The 16,103-nt window shown below is 39.3% G+C and carries 18 protein-coding genes; 5 read left to right on the top strand and 13 right to left on the bottom strand.

The window, feature by feature from the left end:
- Nucleotides 1-19: 19 nt before the first annotated feature.
- A complete protein-coding gene (locus tag QPX86_RS01385) occupies nt 20-613 on the top strand; it encodes a phosphoheptose isomerase (RefSeq protein WP_102527688.1) in 594 nt (197 codons plus the stop codon).
- Nucleotides 610-1,182: a BON domain-containing protein gene (locus QPX86_RS01380; protein WP_285163882.1), complete on the top strand. Its 573-nt coding sequence runs from the start codon at nt 610-612 to the stop codon at nt 1,180-1,182. Before QPX86_RS01385 ends, QPX86_RS01380 begins: the two co-directional genes overlap by 4 nt.
- A 121-nt stretch (nt 1,183-1,303) precedes the next feature.
- Here the strand turns inward: QPX86_RS01380 and QPX86_RS01375 are convergent, their stop codons facing one another.
- Entirely contained in the window at nt 1,304-2,176 is an 873-nt protein-coding gene (locus QPX86_RS01375) for a DMT family transporter (RefSeq protein WP_220752456.1), read from the bottom strand.
- A 163-nt stretch (nt 2,177-2,339) separates the two neighbouring features.
- Here QPX86_RS01375 and QPX86_RS01370 point away from each other — a divergent pair, with 163 nt between their 5' ends.
- A complete protein-coding gene (locus tag QPX86_RS01370) occupies nt 2,340-3,245 on the top strand; it encodes a LysR substrate-binding domain-containing protein (RefSeq protein ID WP_285163881.1) in 906 nt (301 codons plus the stop codon).
- Nucleotides 3,246-3,349: 104 nt separating this feature from the next.
- Here the strand turns inward: QPX86_RS01370 and trpS are convergent, their stop codons facing one another.
- From trpS to rpe, 3 genes are read right to left on the bottom strand one after another with little or no spacing between them, the layout of a single operon-like run.
- Nucleotides 3,350-4,351 carry a tryptophan--tRNA ligase gene (gene trpS / locus QPX86_RS01365; protein WP_220752458.1) on the bottom strand — a complete coding sequence of 334 codons (1,002 nt, stop codon included), beginning with the start codon at nt 4,349-4,351 and terminating at the stop codon, nt 3,350-3,352.
- 34 nt (nt 4,352-4,385) lie between these two features.
- Nucleotides 4,386-5,126 (bottom strand): phosphoglycolate phosphatase, encoded by a 741-nt coding sequence (locus QPX86_RS01360; RefSeq protein ID WP_285163880.1) that lies wholly within the window; start codon nt 5,124-5,126, stop codon nt 4,386-4,388.
- A gap of 2 nt (nt 5,127-5,128) precedes the next feature.
- Nucleotides 5,129-5,803 (bottom strand): ribulose-phosphate 3-epimerase, encoded by a 675-nt coding sequence (gene rpe, locus QPX86_RS01355; protein WP_220752460.1) that lies wholly within the window; start codon nt 5,801-5,803, stop codon nt 5,129-5,131.
- A 308-nt stretch (nt 5,804-6,111) separates the two neighbouring features.
- On the opposite strand from rpe, the gene QPX86_RS01350 reads away from it, so the two are divergent.
- Nucleotides 6,112-6,480, top strand: a complete 369-nt coding sequence (locus tag QPX86_RS01350; RefSeq protein ID WP_285163879.1) for a hypothetical protein — start codon at nt 6,112-6,114, stop codon at nt 6,478-6,480.
- Entirely contained in the window at nt 6,480-6,662 is a 183-nt protein-coding gene (locus tag QPX86_RS01345) for a DUF2970 domain-containing protein (protein ID WP_285163878.1), read from the top strand. The genes QPX86_RS01350 and QPX86_RS01345 overlap by 1 nt, the downstream gene beginning before the upstream one ends.
- Before the next feature lie 58 nt (nt 6,663-6,720).
- Here the strand turns inward: QPX86_RS01345 and QPX86_RS01340 are convergent, their stop codons facing one another.
- The 9 genes from QPX86_RS01340 to QPX86_RS01300 all read right to left on the bottom strand — a co-directional run bounded on the left by QPX86_RS01340 (nt 6,721) and on the right by QPX86_RS01300 (nt 15,921).
- Nucleotides 6,721-7,560 carry a Dam family site-specific DNA-(adenine-N6)-methyltransferase gene (locus tag QPX86_RS01340; RefSeq protein WP_220752462.1) on the bottom strand — a complete coding sequence of 280 codons (840 nt, stop codon included), beginning with the start codon at nt 7,558-7,560 and terminating at the stop codon, nt 6,721-6,723.
- Nucleotides 7,561-7,658: 98 nt separating this feature from the next.
- Nucleotides 7,659-9,143, bottom strand: coding sequence for an AAA family ATPase (locus QPX86_RS01335; protein WP_285163877.1), 1,485 nt, complete (start codon nt 9,141-9,143; stop codon nt 7,659-7,661).
- A 28-nt stretch (nt 9,144-9,171) separates the two neighbouring features.
- Complete coding sequence (gene aroB, locus QPX86_RS01330) at nt 9,172-10,248, bottom strand: 3-dehydroquinate synthase (protein ID WP_285163876.1); 1,077 nt, start codon at nt 10,246-10,248, stop codon at nt 9,172-9,174.
- Between the two features lie 8 nt (nt 10,249-10,256).
- Nucleotides 10,257-10,772: a shikimate kinase AroK gene (gene aroK / locus QPX86_RS01325; protein ID WP_220752465.1), complete on the bottom strand. Its 516-nt coding sequence runs from the start codon at nt 10,770-10,772 to the stop codon at nt 10,257-10,259.
- A gap of 309 nt (nt 10,773-11,081) precedes the next feature.
- Nucleotides 11,082-13,130 (bottom strand): type IV pilus secretin PilQ, encoded by a 2,049-nt coding sequence (locus tag QPX86_RS01320; RefSeq protein ID WP_285163875.1) that lies wholly within the window; start codon nt 13,128-13,130, stop codon nt 11,082-11,084.
- Nucleotides 13,131-13,149: 19 nt separating this feature from the next.
- The gene (locus QPX86_RS01315) at nt 13,150-13,662 is read right to left on the bottom strand and encodes a pilus assembly protein PilP (protein WP_220752467.1); all 513 of its coding nucleotides are present in this window, start codon (nt 13,660-13,662) and stop codon (nt 13,150-13,152) included.
- The gene (locus QPX86_RS01310) at nt 13,662-14,279 is read right to left on the bottom strand and encodes a type IV pilus inner membrane component PilO (protein ID WP_220752468.1); all 618 of its coding nucleotides are present in this window, start codon (nt 14,277-14,279) and stop codon (nt 13,662-13,664) included. The genes QPX86_RS01315 and QPX86_RS01310 overlap by 1 nt, the downstream gene beginning before the upstream one ends.
- Entirely contained in the window at nt 14,276-14,854 is a 579-nt protein-coding gene (locus QPX86_RS01305) for a PilN domain-containing protein (RefSeq protein WP_220752469.1), read from the bottom strand. The genes QPX86_RS01310 and QPX86_RS01305 overlap by 4 nt, the downstream gene beginning before the upstream one ends.
- Complete coding sequence (locus tag QPX86_RS01300) at nt 14,842-15,921, bottom strand: pilus assembly protein PilM (RefSeq protein ID WP_220752470.1); 1,080 nt, start codon at nt 15,919-15,921, stop codon at nt 14,842-14,844. The genes QPX86_RS01305 and QPX86_RS01300 overlap by 13 nt, the downstream gene beginning before the upstream one ends.
- Nucleotides 15,922-16,103 lie beyond the last annotated feature (182 nt).

Below are 16,103 nucleotides of genomic sequence, written 5' to 3'. Positions count from 1 at the left end.
ACCGAGTAAGGATTTAACCATGTTAGAACGTATTAAAGACAGCTTCACTGAATCAATTCAAACTAAAATTGATGCAGCAGAAGCATTACCAGAGTCGATTGAGAAAGCGGCTGAAATGATGGTTCAATGCCTGCTAAGTGGTAATAAAATTCTTGCATGTGGTAATGGCGGTAGTGCCGGTGATGCACAACATTTCTCTGCAGAATTACTTAATCGTTACGAAATTGAACGTCCACCACTCCCAGCAATCGCATTAAGCTGTGATACTTCAACGATTACTGCTATTGCAAATGATTACAGCTATGATGAAATTTACTCAAAGCAAATAATGGCATTGGGTCAACCAGGCGATATTTTGTTAGCTATTTCAACCAGTGGTAACTCTGGTAACGTGATTAAAGCAATGGAAGCGGCACTAGGTCGCGACATGACTATCGTTGCGTTAACCGGTAAAGACGGCGGCGCGATGGCTGGCTTTATGAGCGAAGGAGATGTTGAAGTTCGCGTACCTTCAAATGTGACTGCACGTATTCAAGAAGTTCACTTATTAGTGATTCACTGTCTATGTGACAACATCGACCGTACTCTGTTCCCTCAGGACGAGCAAGCATGATAAAAGCAGTTCTTGCCATAGCAATACTGTTTCTACTTCAAGGTTGTGCAGGTGTTGTTATGGTTGGTGCTGTTGGCGGTGCAAAAATGGCCAATGATGAGCGTAGTATGTCTACGCAAATCAGTGATACCAATGCCGATTTTGAAATCACCAGTGCATTATCAAAACATAAAGACATTCATAGCCAAACCAATATTACCGGTGTGGTGCTGAACAGTAATGTGTTGATGATTGGTCAATCTCCAAACTCTATGTTGCGCGACAAAGCCATCAAAGTGGTTCAAGAGTTAGAGATTGGCGGTAAGCTTCATAATCAAATTCGTATCGGTAACCCGACCTCTTTTACCACCCGAAGCAACGATACGTGGATCACCACTAAAGTGAAAACCCGTATGTTGAACCATTCCGATTTAGACGTCACTCGGGTAAAAGTGGTGACTGAAAATGGTGAAGTCTTTCTGCTTGGGTTAATCGCTCGCGACCAAGCAAATCTCGCTGTCGAAGTGACTCGAAATACTTCAGGGGTGAGAAAAGTGATTAAAGTATTTGAATATTTAGACTCTGATTAAGCGTATATTTAAACACTTCTAACCACTAAACTTTAATTACCCGCCCTAATTAATCCCTAAATTCATCGTACTCTTGGTTCGATGAATTTTTTGTTTTAGCTGTTGTTAACTTAACGAAACGTTAGCTTACTAAAGCTTTAGTTGAACGAGCCGCAAAGTATCTCACAGCAAATGGTATAACTAAGGTGGGTAGCACAATTAAGCTAGCACCAATCCAACTTAACGCATCTAACCACTCATCGAACCACAACCAACCGAAGAAGATACAGAACAGCAGGCCAGTGTATTCAGCTACCGCAATATCACTGGCTTTCGCATTTCGGTATGCAAAAATACAGCACAGATGATAAGCCAAAATAAAGATGTTGCTGACAATAGATAAACCGATCAGTGACCAAGATATGTGACCGAAACCTATACTCCCACCAATGATAACTAACACAGGAATACTCAACAGGTTATAGAGCATCAAAGTCACAATAGGTGAGTCAGTTTGGGGTAATTTTCGTAAAGTAATTTGATTAACTGAAAATGTCACTGCGGCAATTAATACCACCAGCCCAGCCCAACTCATTTCTGAAGGCCTAAGTAAGATAATAATCCCCACAAATCCCAGTAAAGTGATCAGCCACTGGCTTATTCTCACTTGTTCTTTAAGCCAAAAATGGCCTAATACTATGATGATAATAGGCGCGGAGAAAAATAAGGAACTCACTGTTGCTAAAGGTAATGACAATAATCCGACCACTAGAGCAATCGAAGTCACAACACCTATGTTTGAGCGTAGTAATTGTAATTTAAAATCTGCGGTGTTTGGTCTGCGAGCAATAAACCATAAAGGCAACAGCATTAACACGCAACCTAACTGACGTATAAGTAAAAATGTCACCACATCAGCATCTTGTGGCAGCCACTTAATGGATACATCGTATAAGGCGCTGAAAATATTTCCCAGTACTAATATCAATAATGCTATGACGACATGTGGCTTCATGGCTTTCTAAACTCAATTAACAGGCTAACTAAATAAGAAAAACATGATATCTAGCAAATTTCTGTAACTGAAATGATGTTTCTTACCCATTCATGAGTTAAATTCATCAATATGGTTATTGTCTATAATTTATTCATATCTATAATTTCTGAGTGGTACGACAATGAGAAAGCTTCCTCCATTGCGGTCTTTACAAGTTTTTGAGTCAGCAGCTCGCTTGCAGCACTTTTCGAAAGCTGCTGATGAGCTTTGCATAACCCAAAGTGCTGTGTCACATCAAATTAAGCAGCTTGAAGAGTACTATGGGGAAGTGCTGTTTATTCGTAATACTAGACGGTTAGAATTAACTGATAAAGGCGCGCTACTATTTGACCAAGCAGAGATTTCATTCAATCAACTTGATGACATCAGCCGGCAAATAGTTGGCGATGAAAATCAACAGTTACGTTTAGCCGTCTACAGCTCATTTGCGGTTAAATGGCTCATACCTAGATTAAGTGAGTTCCGCCAACTTCAACCACAAATCGACCTACGTTTGGATATGATTGCCGATGACCCACAATTAAGTGATAGCGTCGCTGACATGTTTATTACAGGCCAATCAAACCATAAAGGTTACCGTCACTTAACTTTGCATAAAGAGCGCTTAATTCCAGTTGCAAGTCCTGAGTACATCGCTAAATGGTTAATTAAGCCTGCTCACTCCACCCAAGAGTTAAAAAGTTGCTTAGCTAGTGCAGTACTGCTTACGGTTGATGAAGGAGCATTAGGCATTGATTGGCAGCGTTGGTTCGAGGTCAACCACTTAACTCCATCTGTAGAGCAGCAACAGCACATATTCAGCCATGTCTTATTTGCCATAGAGGCTGCAATTGTTCACCAAGGTATTGCACTCGCATCTGACTTTATGGTGAAAGATGACATACACTCAGGACGATTAATTGCGCTCGATTTACCCGATTTATTAACGGGCTTCAATTTTAACTTTAGCTGTAAGCAACGCAGACAACGAGAGCCTGCAATAGCCAGCTTTATTGAATGGTTGAAACAGCAATCTCAATTAACATGAAATTGCTAAACATCATCAACAAAAAAGCCAGCATTCATGCTGGCTTTTATTCATCAATATCGATTTAGTCAGTCGCTATTTCGCGACTCAATTTTAGCGATTAACTAAACAATCATGCCGATTTTTTCGTACACTTTTTTAATCGTTTCTTCAGCACGAGCTTGCGCTTTTTCTGCGCCAGCTTTAAATACTGAATTTAGATACTCTTCGTCAGCTCTAATCTTATGGAAGCGCTCTTGAATTGGCTCAAGCATAGCAACAACAGCTTCACCTGTAGCCACTTTTAAGTGGCCATACATTTTGTCTTCAAAGTCTTTTTCAATCGACTCGATTGACTGACCATTACAACCTGACATAAGGCTTAATAAGTTAGACACACCTGGCTTTTCTTCAACATCGAAACGCACAACCGGTGGCTCTTCACTGTCTGTCATCGCCTTTTTAACCTTCTTCATAATCGCTTTAGGATCATCAAGTAGACCGATAACGTTATTACGATTTTCATCCGACTTAGACATCTTCTTCGTCGGTTCTTGCAATGACATCACGCGTGCGCCAGTTTCAGGAATAAATGGCTCAGGCACAACAAACGTATCGCCATATGCATTATTAAAACGCGTAGCAATATCGCGGGTTAGTTCTAAATGTTGCTTCTGGTCCTGACCTACAGGGACTTCATTCGCTTGATACAATAAAATATCAGCTGCCATCAATACTGGATAATCGAACAAACCAACGTTGATATTGTTAGCATGTTTTTGAGACTTATCTTTAAACTGTGTCATTCGGTTAAGCTCACCCATTTGGGTGTAACAGTTCAGTGCCCAGCTTAATTGAGTATGCTGTGGAACTTGCGACTGTAAAAACACAGTACTTTTGTCAGGATCAATACCACAAGCCAGATAAATGGCTAAAGTGTCTAAACACGCCGCACGTAACTTTTCGGGATCTTGGCGGACAGTAATCGCATGTAAATCAACAACACAATAAATACAATCGTGACTGTCTTGCATACCAACCCACTGACGAAGCGCGCCCATGTAGTTTCCGATACTTAGCTCACCTGATGGTTGAGCACCACTAAACACGATAGGTTTTGCAGTCATTTGTTTTATTGCTCCATTGATTTAGCAGTTCGTTTTAGCCGTTAGTTTTAACTGATGATAATAAGGCTAAAATCTGATTAAATTGTTCGCATACCGCAGTTGGGCCGCTCAGCCCAATATCTTCACCGTAGTTGTACCCATAGGTCAAGCCTATTGAGCTTACTCCAGCGGCTTTTGCCGCAAATATGTCATTTTTTGAATCCCCAACCATTAATAGCTGTTCGGGTTCAAGTTGCCATTCATTCAAAATATGATTGAGCGGCATAGGATCAGGTTTCATTTTAGCTAACGAGTCGCCACCTAGTACCAAACCAAATAAGGTTTCAATTTCGAATGCCTTTAATAGTGGCAATGTAAAATGATACGGTTTGTTAGTGACTATCGCTAAAGGATAACCTGATGCTTTAAGCGCAGTTAACGTTTCAACTACCCCATCATAAAGCAGACTATGTTTTTGAAGATGCTGCTGATAATGCACCATAAAGACAGGCATTGCTTCATCAAGTTCGGCTTCAGTAACTTCATTAGCTGATACACTTTCAGTTAATGTACTTTCAGTTGAAGCATTCGCTAAGCTGTTTGCATTCTGCAGAGCGCGCTTCATCAGCATTCTTGCGCCATTACCAACCCAGTTCCTAACCTGTGCTTCAGAACACCTGGCCAGTCCAAGCTCAGCTAATGTTGCTTGAGTTGCAGCAGCTAAGTCCGGCACACTATCGATAAGCGTACCATCTAAATCAAAAGCAATTGCTTTAACCTTAGTAAGGTCAGCCATGATTAAGCATCAACCTTTGCAAGTTCAGCACGCATTTCATCAACCACTGTTTTATAATTTGGCTGATTAAAAATTGCTGAGCCAGCAACAAACATATCAGCACCTGCAGCGGCTATTTCAGCAATGTTATCTACTTTAACACCGCCATCAACTTCAAGGCGGATATCAAAACCACTTGCATCAATTTTAGCGCGAACTTGCTTAAGCTTATCCAATGTAGATGGAATGAATGATTGCCCGCCAAAGCCTGGGTTAACTGACATCAGTAGAATCACATCTAACTTATCCATCACATGATCAAGATAATGCAGTGGTGTACCAGGATTAAATACTAAACCAGCTTTACAACCTGACTCTTTAATCAACTGTAGGCTACGATCTAAATGCTCTGATGCTTCAGGATGGAAAGTAATAATTGAAGCCCCCGCTTTCGCAAAATCAGGAATAATACGATCGACAGGTTTCACCATTAAGTGCACATCGATATCCGCAGTAATACCAAAATCACGTAAAGCCTGACAGACCATAGGACCTATTGTCAGGTTCGGTACGTAGTGATTATCCATAACATCAAAGTGAACAACGTCAGCACCAGCATCTAGTACGGCTTGAACATCATCACCTAAACGGGCGAAATCGGCTGATAAAATAGATGGGGCAATCAGAAATGGACGCATAGTCTTCTCGAAGCTATTAAAAGTGGCCTTATTTTACCCTTTGCAGAGAAAACGCTCTAGTCACAAACAGTAATAAAACTTTGTTAGTGTCAATAAATGTAAATTTTAATAACCTGTAAGTATTAAATTGATCTAGATCACAGTATATAGATGTTCATTAACTAGACAAATTTGCTATAATGCGACATACGTCACTGTGTCTTTTTTCAATATATAGTTTTGATCCTTACATCTTCATGGATCGTATAACAGCTATTGAGGACACGTTTATTTATTCAACCTGAAAGTATGAGACAAGGACAGCCCTTATGATGTGCAATCAGCGAAAAATGAACACCTACCAAACAGGCAAGGTGACGTTAAAGCCTATATTAAGTATTTTTTCCGCCAGTATATTAATGTTTGTAGCTTACTTTGCGGCATCTGATAATCGTGAGCAGTTATTCGCTGAAAATTGCGCTTGCTCTGACAGTGCCACTTACAATTCTAGCTTACCAAGCAGCCACCCTAATAACCGTTGTGCAACTCAATCTGACGATGTCAGTTGGGGCAGCTGGGTTACAGGCAATAGTCGTTCAAGTCAGTTTCATTTCTTAGATTTACTAGAGCTGTTACATGGTAGCGAAAAAAGCAAACCTATCAGTGACATGCCAACAAATAATCCAAACGCGATTTAATGTCAATTTGGCGGATATTTACCAGCACTGTAGCCGCATTTTTTGGGGTGCAAACGGAAGATAATCGCCAGCGAGATTTCAACCAAAACAATTCTCCATTGCCTTTCATTTTTATGGGAATAGCTTTAGCCGTACTAATGATTTTTTCTTTGATTTTTATCGTGAACCAAGTCTTAAGCTAAATAAATCTAAAAACCTTTCTGATTTTTCTCACTCAAAGCACAATCAAGACCAAACTTATTAATCAATCACTTCTTGATAATGATGATCATACAGAGCCATTATTTCATCCACTTTTTTACGTGAACTTCCTTTTTGACTGATATTACGCTGAACAGCAATAGAGGCGAGTTTTGCACCTCGGTATAGTTCTCGAGTCAGTGGGATATCATGATTACTGATCAATACAGGAATATCTCGTTCTAGTGCAGTATGGCGCGATTGCCTCGCCAAAAGGGCTTGGTCATCTAAGCTAAAACCTGGACCAACATAAGTAGTAAAGCTCGCTGTTGTTGATAAAGGGGCATACGGCGGATCGCAATAAATCACATCACCAGATACAGACATTTCGAATGCTTGCTCATAGCTCACGCATTTAAATGTCGCTTTTTGGGCTTTTACTGAAAAGTAACGAAGCTCTTCTTCAGGAAAGTAAGGCTTTTTATACGAACCAAAAGGAACATTAAAACCACCTTTTCGATTGTAACGACATAAGCCATTAAAGCCGTGACGATTCATATACAGAAAATATACAGAGCGCTTGAAAGGATCTTTCGTTTGATTGAACTCGGTGCGAATGCGGTAATATTGTTCCTTGTCATTCATTTCTGGAACAAACATCGCTTTCGCTGCTGCAATATACGCATCAGGTTCATTTTTAACAATATTGTAGAGGTTAATCAGATCATGATTAATATCGCATAGCAGGTACTCTTCATAGTCAGTATTTAAAAAGACTGATCCAGCTCCCACAAAGGGCTCTATTAACCTTTTACCTTGAGGTAAGTGTTTTGCTAGCTCGTCGACGAGTTTAAATTTTCCACCCGCCCACTTAAGAAAGGCTCTATGCTTTTTAGTCATGAATACCAGTTACTAGCAAAATTAAAGCTGATGATTGTACTCTTTTTAATAATAATAATCATTGTTTGAATCATCTAAACCAATGGCTTTTTAAGCGTTTAATTCGATTTGATTTCATATCCCTTGAGATCGCTCCATTTCCTAACCCACGGGGCAGTTAAAGCCAGCTCTTGTTGGAGTAAATCAGATGCCTGCTGAGCATCAATTGCACTGTCAAATTGACCGAACAAGACGATATGGCGGTTTTTGAATTTAGCTTGTACTAATTCAGATTCATTTTGCTGGAAGCTTTCAAGTTTTAGCAGAATATTTTTAAGTGACTTTGGTTCCCGCACACTGGCTATCTGCAGTGTGTACCCGACTCGATCAGTTAATTGCGCGATATGGCTGCCAGACTCGTTAATTGTGCTGACTTCAAGTTTGTCGCGTTCTACAATTGCACCGTCTTCAACAACATCTGTAATCAGCACATCTGGATTTTCGATAGTTTCAAATTCTGCTTGATGATTCTCGCTAACATCATTGATATCAGCAGTGTCATTTTCATCTTTTTTCGGATTAATTCTTACATTATTTGATTCAGGTATCTCAGTAAAGCTTGATTCGATATTGTTCTGGTGAACAAGCGCCTCATCTGCAAAAATTTGATTATCTAGCTTAACGTCTTGTTTTGACTCTGACACGGTAACATTCAGATTGGGAGCGAGTGTCACCATTGAATGCCCATAATGATAAACAAACCACTGCGCGTCTGATTCTGGCATTGTATAAGCCGTTAATAATAAACCCGATTCATTTTCTATTTGCTGATCACTTTGAAGTAAATACATTCCTGCAGCTAAAGCAGCTGTCAGAACAAATACAGAAAGTACTGCTAACCAAGGCAAATGCTTAGGCCACTTTCTAATTTCTTCGGGCTTGTCTTCTAATGCTTTTTTAAGTAGGGCTAAAACTTCAGTTGGGGTACCTGATTGCTTTTCGATTTGCGCTTGAATTATTTCACGAGGAATAAATGGGGTTTTATTACTTCTAATGAGTAATGTTCGATACAAACCTTCACGCTCGGACAATGATAAGGGTTCGATTTCTACATGAAGTAGTAACGCTTGCATTGCTTCAGTTAATTCGAGGTTTAATTCTGCTAAAGAATCCGGTTCTATCGTGAATGTGATTGAAATTGGTTTTCCGGCACATCTTATTTGGGTCAATACTAAACATTCAGCCCATAACTCTCGAGGCATATGTTGTGCGTCGTCGATAATGATATGCAAGGGTTTAGTTAAGCTTGTCTGGATCCTTAGAAGAGTATCAGCCAGAGGTAACGCATCATCGAAAATGGGGGAAGAGATTAATTGAACGAGAATCTTACGGCGAATTTCTGCACTTTCAGCATGCATAGGACAGATAACTAAAGCTGAATTATAGTTATCTAACTCACTCGCAAGCGCAGTGACTAATGTCGTTTTACCTGAGCCTTTTGCGCCAGAAACAAGCACCAGTTGCTCACTGTAACTCGCGATATGTTCTAGTCGCTGAACTAAAGCTTCTTGCGAAGGTAACAATAGCGTTTGTTGGATATCCAAAAGCCCACCATTAGACGTAAACTTTAGCTTAAACTTGGCTAATGACTTCTGCGAGTAACGACTCTTTTACATCAGAGAATACATCAGCAGTACCTATAGAAGTCGGTAATACCAAACGAATTTGGCCAGCAAGCACTTTTTTGTCACGTTGCATATGTTTGATAAAACTATCAAAGGTCATTGTATCTGGAGAGGAAATAGGTAAATCAAACGCTTGCATTATGCGAGTGATCCTATCGAAATCTTGCTGTTGAATTAAATTGAGCTTTAATGATGTTAGCGCCGCCATAATGGTACCTGTTGCGACCGCTTCACCATGAAGCCAAACCCCATAGCCCATCTCAGCTTCTATTGCGTGACCAAAAGTATGACCAAGATTCAATAGAGCCCTAACACCACGCTCTGTTTCATCTTCAGCAACAACATCAGCCTTAATTTGACAACATTTTGCAATCGCATAAGTAAGGGCATCGTTATCAAGCGACTTTAGTTGCTCAACATTTTGCTCCAACCAGCCAAAGAACTCAGCATCCCAAATAATACCGTACTTAATCACTTCCGCCATCCCCGCTGCAAACTCATTAGCAGGTAATGTCGACAAACAATCAGTGTCAATAAGTACTGATTGAGGCTGATAAAATGCCCCGATCATATTTTTACCCAATGGATGATTAACTGCAGTTTTACCACCGACAGAAGAATCAACTTGGGATAATAGTGTGGTAGGAATTTGAATAAACTCAACACCTCGCTGATAGCAAGATGCAGCAAAGCCGGCCATGTCACCAACGACACCACCACCTAATGCAACTATCACACAATCACGTGCAAAGTTATTTTCTAATAGCGCAGAAAATATCAAATCCAAATGGGTGAGATCTTTATATTTCTCACCATCAGGCAGCACAACAGCACTCACTTCAGCACAACTGACCATAGCTTGTTGAACTTGTTCTAAGTACAACGGAGCTATAGTGTCGTTGGTGACTACGAGTGCTTTTTTACCAGAAAGGTAATCGGAGAGGTAAGCGTTTTGCTGCAATAAATTCTGGCCAATAAAAATGGGATAACTTCTTATACCTAATTCAACCTGAACTTGTTGCATAAACCTACCTAGAAACCGAGTTGCTCAATGATTTGATTTGCGACTATTTTAGCGCTTTGCTCATCTGTCTTAACGATAACATCAGCAATCTCTTCGTATAAAGGATTACGGACATCAGCAAGATTCTCAAGCACTTCACGAGGATCATCAACCTGTAAAAGAGGTCGACGCTTATCGCGCTGAGTACGAGCAACTTGCTTATCGATTGTAGTCTCTAGGTATACAACGATACCGCGAGCCGACAAATGATTGCGAATGTCTTTGCTTTGTACAGATCCGCCGCCAGTAGCTAGGACAATGCCCTGCTTTTCCGACAGGTCGGCGATGACTTGAGCTTCACGTACACGAAAGCCTTCTTCGCCTTCAACGTCAAACACCCAGGCAATATCTGCACCTGTGCGTTTCTCAATCTCGTGATCTGAATCGTGAAAATCTAAATGCAGCAGTTGGGCCAAATGGCGACCAATTGTGCTTTTGCCTGCGCCCATAGGGCCTACCAGAAAAATATTGCGTTTTTCAGCCATTATATATACGTCTGAATCTTATATGAAATGTATGCCTTATCGACTTAAACTCAAGCCGACCTATAATTTAACCTTGCTCTAATGAGACTTGACGACGGATTATCTCAGTTATATGGCTATTGTTGCAAGTCATGTTGATGAATTAACCTAAGATTCTTAAAAATAAATTTCAGTGAATAATTAAAATCTGATTAACGACTCAATAAAATGATTAACTTGTTACTAATAGAATCAATCAGCTACCAAACGATAACCAAAAAAATACCAGCAAATTGCTGGTATTTTATGGCTAATAAGTCTCAATTAAAGTTATAGCTGTTCTGTCACAATTTTTGGGGTAACAAAAATGAGTAACTCTTGACGCTCATTACTATCAGAAGTATTTCTGAATAAGAAACCAACTAACGGAATGTCACCTAAAACAGGAACTTTACTTACACGGCTAATTAAGCTTTGTTGATAGATGCCACCAAGTACAATCGTTTCACCGTTATCAACTAGCACCTGTGTACCAATACGTTGTGTATCAATTGATACCGCTTCACCTGTACCGGTTTGAACTGTTTCACCTCGAGTATCTTGAGTAATTTCTAAATCAAGAATCACGCGATCATCAGGTGTAATTTGTGGGGTCACTTTCAGTGATAATACTGCTTTTTTAAACGTTACTGTTGTTGCACCGCTAGAAGCAGATTCAACATAAGGAATTTCAACACCTTGTTCAATATAAGCTGATTTCTGGTTAGAGGTCGTAATACGTGGGCTAGCAATAATTTCACCCTTATTCTCTTGCTCAAGTGCACTTAACTCTAAGTCAAGTACCGTTCCATCAGCCATTTTGGCAACACTAAATGCAATACTTGCAGCATTGGTTGCTGACGAAGGTAAATTAACATTTAAACGATCACTTAGTGCTGGCACGACTCCTGATACAATATCATTGGCCCCTTCAAGTGAACCAGAAGTACCTTTATCGCCTTGTTGGTCTGTAATCCCCCAACGAATACCAAGATCTTCAGATACATTATCTTTCACGGTTACCATACGTGCTTCAATCAATACTTGCTTAATCGGAATATCAAGTACTTCAACTAAGCGATGAATGGTCTCTAATGATTCTGCAGTGTCTTTAACTAAAAGTGTATTGGTACGTTCATCAACTGCCACGCTACCACGATTTGATAAAAGACTTGAATCTGCACTTTTCATTAACTCAGCAAGATCTGTTGCTTTAGCATAGTTAACTTGGATATATTCAGAATACAGTGGCGCTAACTCTTTTACTTCTTGTTGGTTAGCTAGATCTTGCTTTTCACGTATAGCAAGTTCCTCGCTTGGCGCAACCATCAAGATATTGCCTTCAATGCGTTTATCTAATCCTTTTGTTTGCAGAATTAAATCTAACGCTTGATCCCACGGTACATCGTCTAACCGAAGAGTAATATTACCTTCAACTGTATCACTGGTTACCAAGTTGAAATCATTATAATCAGCAATAATTTGTAGAACGGTTCTCACTGAAATATTTTGGAAGTTTAGTGATAAAGAACGACCATTGTATTTCTTATCTTCTTTCGTTACTGCAGCTCGTTCAACTTTATTGATACTAACTTTAAAAACGTTACCTTCTTGCTTGTAGTTGTAATCATAGTTGCCATCTACATCAACCATTATGCGAGAAGTTAAATCGTCTTTAAATGTTTCGAAGCTAGTCACTGGTGTATTGAAGTCTTGTACATCCATTACATACAAGTGATCATTTTTTATATCAGTGTTATAGAACTTCACTTCAAGTTTAGAACCTACTTGAGCTACATTTGCAGCTACAGAGCGATTATTTAAATGAACCAGTAAATCTCCACCACCGGTTTTATTACGACGAAAATCAATAGTTTCGATGCCATTTACAAAAGGGTTACCAGCATCGTCGGGGCTAGAAACAGTATCATTCACGGTCAAACGGTACGTATTTCCAACTACTTTACCTTGATACGGTTTGACTTCAGTTAAATCGACGACAACATTTAATGAGCTATCAATTTGAGTTGTTTTAAGTCCTTCAACACCCACTCTATCAATAGTTATATCGTCTTTTTCTAGATTTGAAATACTGTCCTCAAAACTTAAAATAATTTGAGCTGGTGATCCTGACAAATCAACTTCAGGGGTCATTAGGTCAGATTCAAAAACGAGTTCTAATTCTAATTGGTGATCGACAACAGAATGGTATTTAACATCCATTAACTTATTGGCGGCTATTGCACTTGGTAGTGCGCCCATCATTAAAACAACACCAAGTATTGTTTTAAATAGTGAGACTTTTTTTGTCGATGTTTGCATCGCGGCAGAAGATTTCATTATTCCCTCATCCTTCGCATTATTTGCCTGTTAGTTCTAAGTTACTTGCTCTTTCAGCCCAGCAACCAGAACCATCAGGAATTAATTCTATAATTTCAATATATTGCGGTGTAACCTTACCTATTTTCCCATGGTAAAGTCCGAGATACTCACCGACCCCTAAGCGATATACATTCGAATCCGATGACTCAACTAAAGCCCAAGTCGTGCCATCTTCACTTAACGTTCCGCGCATTCTCAAATTGTCTATTGCATACGTTTCTAAACGTCCTTTTCGACGTTTTAAATCAGGCTGTAAACAATTTCTGCTGGTATCCACCACTTCCTCTGTCAACTCACGAGAAGGTGGTACAAAAGGACTGCGCATCAACTCTGCTTGATAGGCAAAGTGTTCAAACTTAGGTGTTTCTTTTAACGGAGGAATACGAGCAATATGCTGTGCTTTAGTCGTTGTAACGAACAACTCTAAATCACTGCGATCACCAATACAGCCAGTTAATAACAGTAACAATAATAAAGGTAAGAATTTCATTATTTCTTCCCCTTATTTTGTTCTGCTGGTAGCTTAGCGCCTTCTTTAAATCGATAGGTTTTCGCAAGAATGTCCATCGATAAACTGCCACTATCATCTCGCTTGATAACAAAATCATGCAAACTAACAATACGTGGCAATTTTGCTACGCCGCTGACCATATTGCCTAACTGATGATAGTCGCCTACGACAGCCATTTTAATTGGAAACTCTAAATAGAAATCACGTTCAATTTCGGTATCCCAATCCAAGCTATTAATTCGCAAGCCTGCATCTGTAGCGACAAAAGTTGTATCGTCTAGCAATCCTGGCATTTCGTTTTCAGAAGGCAGCATTTTCAGTAATTCCGCAAATTGAGCTTCCATTACGACCAGTTGCTCACGGTACAACTTCAAATTTGCAGCTAAGCGATATTTATTTTGAAAATCATCTCTTAAAGTAATTTCTTTTCTTTCTTCTTTGTCCAGCACATCTAACGCATCTGAAACAAATAAATAGTAACTTGCCCCCATGACTGTCAGCGAAAGAAAAACAGCAAAGACTACTTTGACTAACGTAGGCCAACCACCAATGTTATCAAAATCAATATCATTAAACTGCTCTAAGTCGAGATTCATTTTCGACCTCCTTCAGTTGCATCCATTGGTAGAGTGTCATCAAAGATACTCACTCGTAGTCTGAATTTCTGTAATTGTCTTAAGTTTTCATTTTGGCTAATAATTGATTGCATACTCGGATCATTCAAGTATTGCGATGTTTTGACTTTCCTCATCATGTTTGCAACGTTATTATTTGACTCACTTCTACCTTCAATCCAAAGCAAGCTGCCTTTCTTCTCTATGCTCGAGAGGTAAATTCCTGGTGGAACTATTCTCACTAACTCATCTAAAACATGTGTCGGCAAATTACGAGATTGCTGAAGGTTTAAAATAATTTTAGTCCGTCTTTCAATATCTTTCTTTCTTGCCGTAATTTTTCTTATTTCCGCAATTTGAGCATCTAATAAAGATATTTCAGTTTGCAAATACGAATTACGTTGACGCTGATCATCAGTGAGAACTTCAATAAAACTTAATGTAAGAAATACAACTAAACAGGTAACTAAAAAAACTAATGCTAATATACCAATGTAATCTCTTTTTTGTTTTTCCCTAGCTTCTTCACGCCACGGAAGTAAATTTATGTTCGCCATTGAGCGTAACTCCTAAGCGCTAAACCACATGCAACCATATATTTACTAATACTTGGTTCTAGCTGGTTTTTAATATCGTCATCGGCATGTAAACAACCTTGAAATGGGTCAGCAACAATTGAATGTACGCCTAATTCATTTGTTAATAATGCCGTCATGCCTTCAAGTTTTGCCGTTCCACCACATAGCACAATATAATCAACTTTATCTTTACCACTGGCGGTACAATAAATTTGAAGTGTACGTTTTATCTGCTGCAATAATTGAGTTTGAAAAGGCGATAACACCTCAAACATATAATTACGAGGTAGTTCACCCGTTATTTTGGCATTTTCAGCTTCATCATATTGCATGCCATAAAACGACAAAATAGATTGAGTGAATAATTCCCCACCGAATGCTTGTTCACGAATGAATGTTGTCTCACCGTTTTCAACCACGGCAAATGTGGTCATATTGGCTCCGATATCTACCAGTACCACTGATTTCTCATTTGCTCCTTCAGGCAATTGCGCAAGAATTAGTTCAGACGAACGTCCCAAAGCGTAAGCTTCAACATCTACAACCTTGGTATCAAGCTCAATTGCATCTAGTGAATCCATTCGAGTATCAATATTATCGGTACGACAAGCACTTAAAAGCACATCAACTTTGGTGGGGTCAGTTGTGTTGGCATTCAGGGTTTCAAAGTCGATACTCACTTCGTCGAGTGAATATGGGATAAGGTTATCTGCTTCAATCTCAATCTGTGCTTCCATTTCTTCTTCATTTAACGAAGCATCCATGTAAATCACTTTGGTCATTACAGCAGAACCTGAGACTGCAACAGCAGCAGACTTAATTCCTTTTGGCAGTCCACGTCTAATATGTCTTAATGATTCAATCACAGCTTCTGAATCACGAATTTCATGATCGACAACTGCACCTTTTCGTATAGGTGCAGATATATAGTTTTGAATTTTATATCCATCAGCGGTCTTGCTAAGCAAAATGGCTTTAATTTCATGAGAACCGATATCGATTCCAACCATTTGCGGAGCTTGACGCTTCCAAAATTTAGAAAGCATATTCCGTCATCGCATTTATTTTTTATATTTTAAAATAGATTAGCACAAAATCAACTCGTTATAAGTATTTGTATAAAATGTTTCTAAATTTTACAACTTGTTTTTTTATGTTTTCATGTTTTTACTTCACCAAAAACCTTCCCCCTTATATACTAGCGGGCATATTTATGATTTTTGGAATA

Source organism: Shewanella goraebulensis, from assembly GCF_030252245.1.
GTDB classification, from domain to species: domain Bacteria; phylum Pseudomonadota; class Gammaproteobacteria; order Enterobacterales; family Shewanellaceae; genus Shewanella; species Shewanella goraebulensis.
This window is presented reverse-complemented; position numbering and strand designations above follow the sequence as displayed.

Excerpts from the sequence above, each read along its gene's own strand:
- QPX86_RS01385 (WP_102527688.1), top strand. The coding sequence starts at position 20 with ATGTTAGAACGTATTAAAGACAGCTTCACTGAATCAATTCAAACTAAA.
- QPX86_RS01380 (WP_285163882.1), top strand. The coding sequence starts at position 610 with ATGATAAAAGCAGTTCTTGCCATAGCAATACTGTTTCTACTTCAAGGT.
- QPX86_RS01375 (WP_220752456.1), bottom strand. The coding sequence starts at position 2,176 with ATGAAGCCACATGTCGTCATAGCATTATTGATATTAGTACTGGGAAAT.
- QPX86_RS01370 (WP_285163881.1), top strand. The coding sequence starts at position 2,340 with ATGAGAAAGCTTCCTCCATTGCGGTCTTTACAAGTTTTTGAGTCAGCA.
- trpS (WP_220752458.1), bottom strand. The coding sequence starts at position 4,351 with ATGACTGCAAAACCTATCGTGTTTAGTGGTGCTCAACCATCAGGTGAG.
- QPX86_RS01360 (WP_285163880.1), bottom strand. The coding sequence starts at position 5,126 with ATGGCTGACCTTACTAAGGTTAAAGCAATTGCTTTTGATTTAGATGGT.
- rpe (WP_220752460.1), bottom strand. The coding sequence starts at position 5,803 with ATGCGTCCATTTCTGATTGCCCCATCTATTTTATCAGCCGATTTCGCC.
- QPX86_RS01350 (WP_285163879.1), top strand. The coding sequence starts at position 6,112 with ATGATGTGCAATCAGCGAAAAATGAACACCTACCAAACAGGCAAGGTG.
- QPX86_RS01345 (WP_285163878.1), top strand. The coding sequence starts at position 6,480 with ATGTCAATTTGGCGGATATTTACCAGCACTGTAGCCGCATTTTTTGGG.
- QPX86_RS01340 (WP_220752462.1), bottom strand. The coding sequence starts at position 7,560 with ATGACTAAAAAGCATAGAGCCTTTCTTAAGTGGGCGGGTGGAAAATTT.
- aroB (WP_285163876.1), bottom strand. The coding sequence starts at position 10,248 with ATGCAACAAGTTCAGGTTGAATTAGGTATAAGAAGTTATCCCATTTTT.
- aroK (WP_220752465.1), bottom strand. The coding sequence starts at position 10,772 with ATGGCTGAAAAACGCAATATTTTTCTGGTAGGCCCTATGGGCGCAGGC.
- QPX86_RS01320 (WP_285163875.1), bottom strand. The coding sequence starts at position 13,130 with ATGAAATCTTCTGCCGCGATGCAAACATCGACAAAAAAAGTCTCACTA.
- QPX86_RS01315 (WP_220752467.1), bottom strand. The coding sequence starts at position 13,662 with ATGAAATTCTTACCTTTATTATTGTTACTGTTATTAACTGGCTGTATT.
- QPX86_RS01310 (WP_220752468.1), bottom strand. The coding sequence starts at position 14,279 with ATGAATCTCGACTTAGAGCAGTTTAATGATATTGATTTTGATAACATT.
- QPX86_RS01305 (WP_220752469.1), bottom strand. The coding sequence starts at position 14,854 with ATGGCGAACATAAATTTACTTCCGTGGCGTGAAGAAGCTAGGGAAAAA.
- QPX86_RS01300 (WP_220752470.1), bottom strand. The coding sequence starts at position 15,921 with ATGCTTTCTAAATTTTGGAAGCGTCAAGCTCCGCAAATGGTTGGAATC.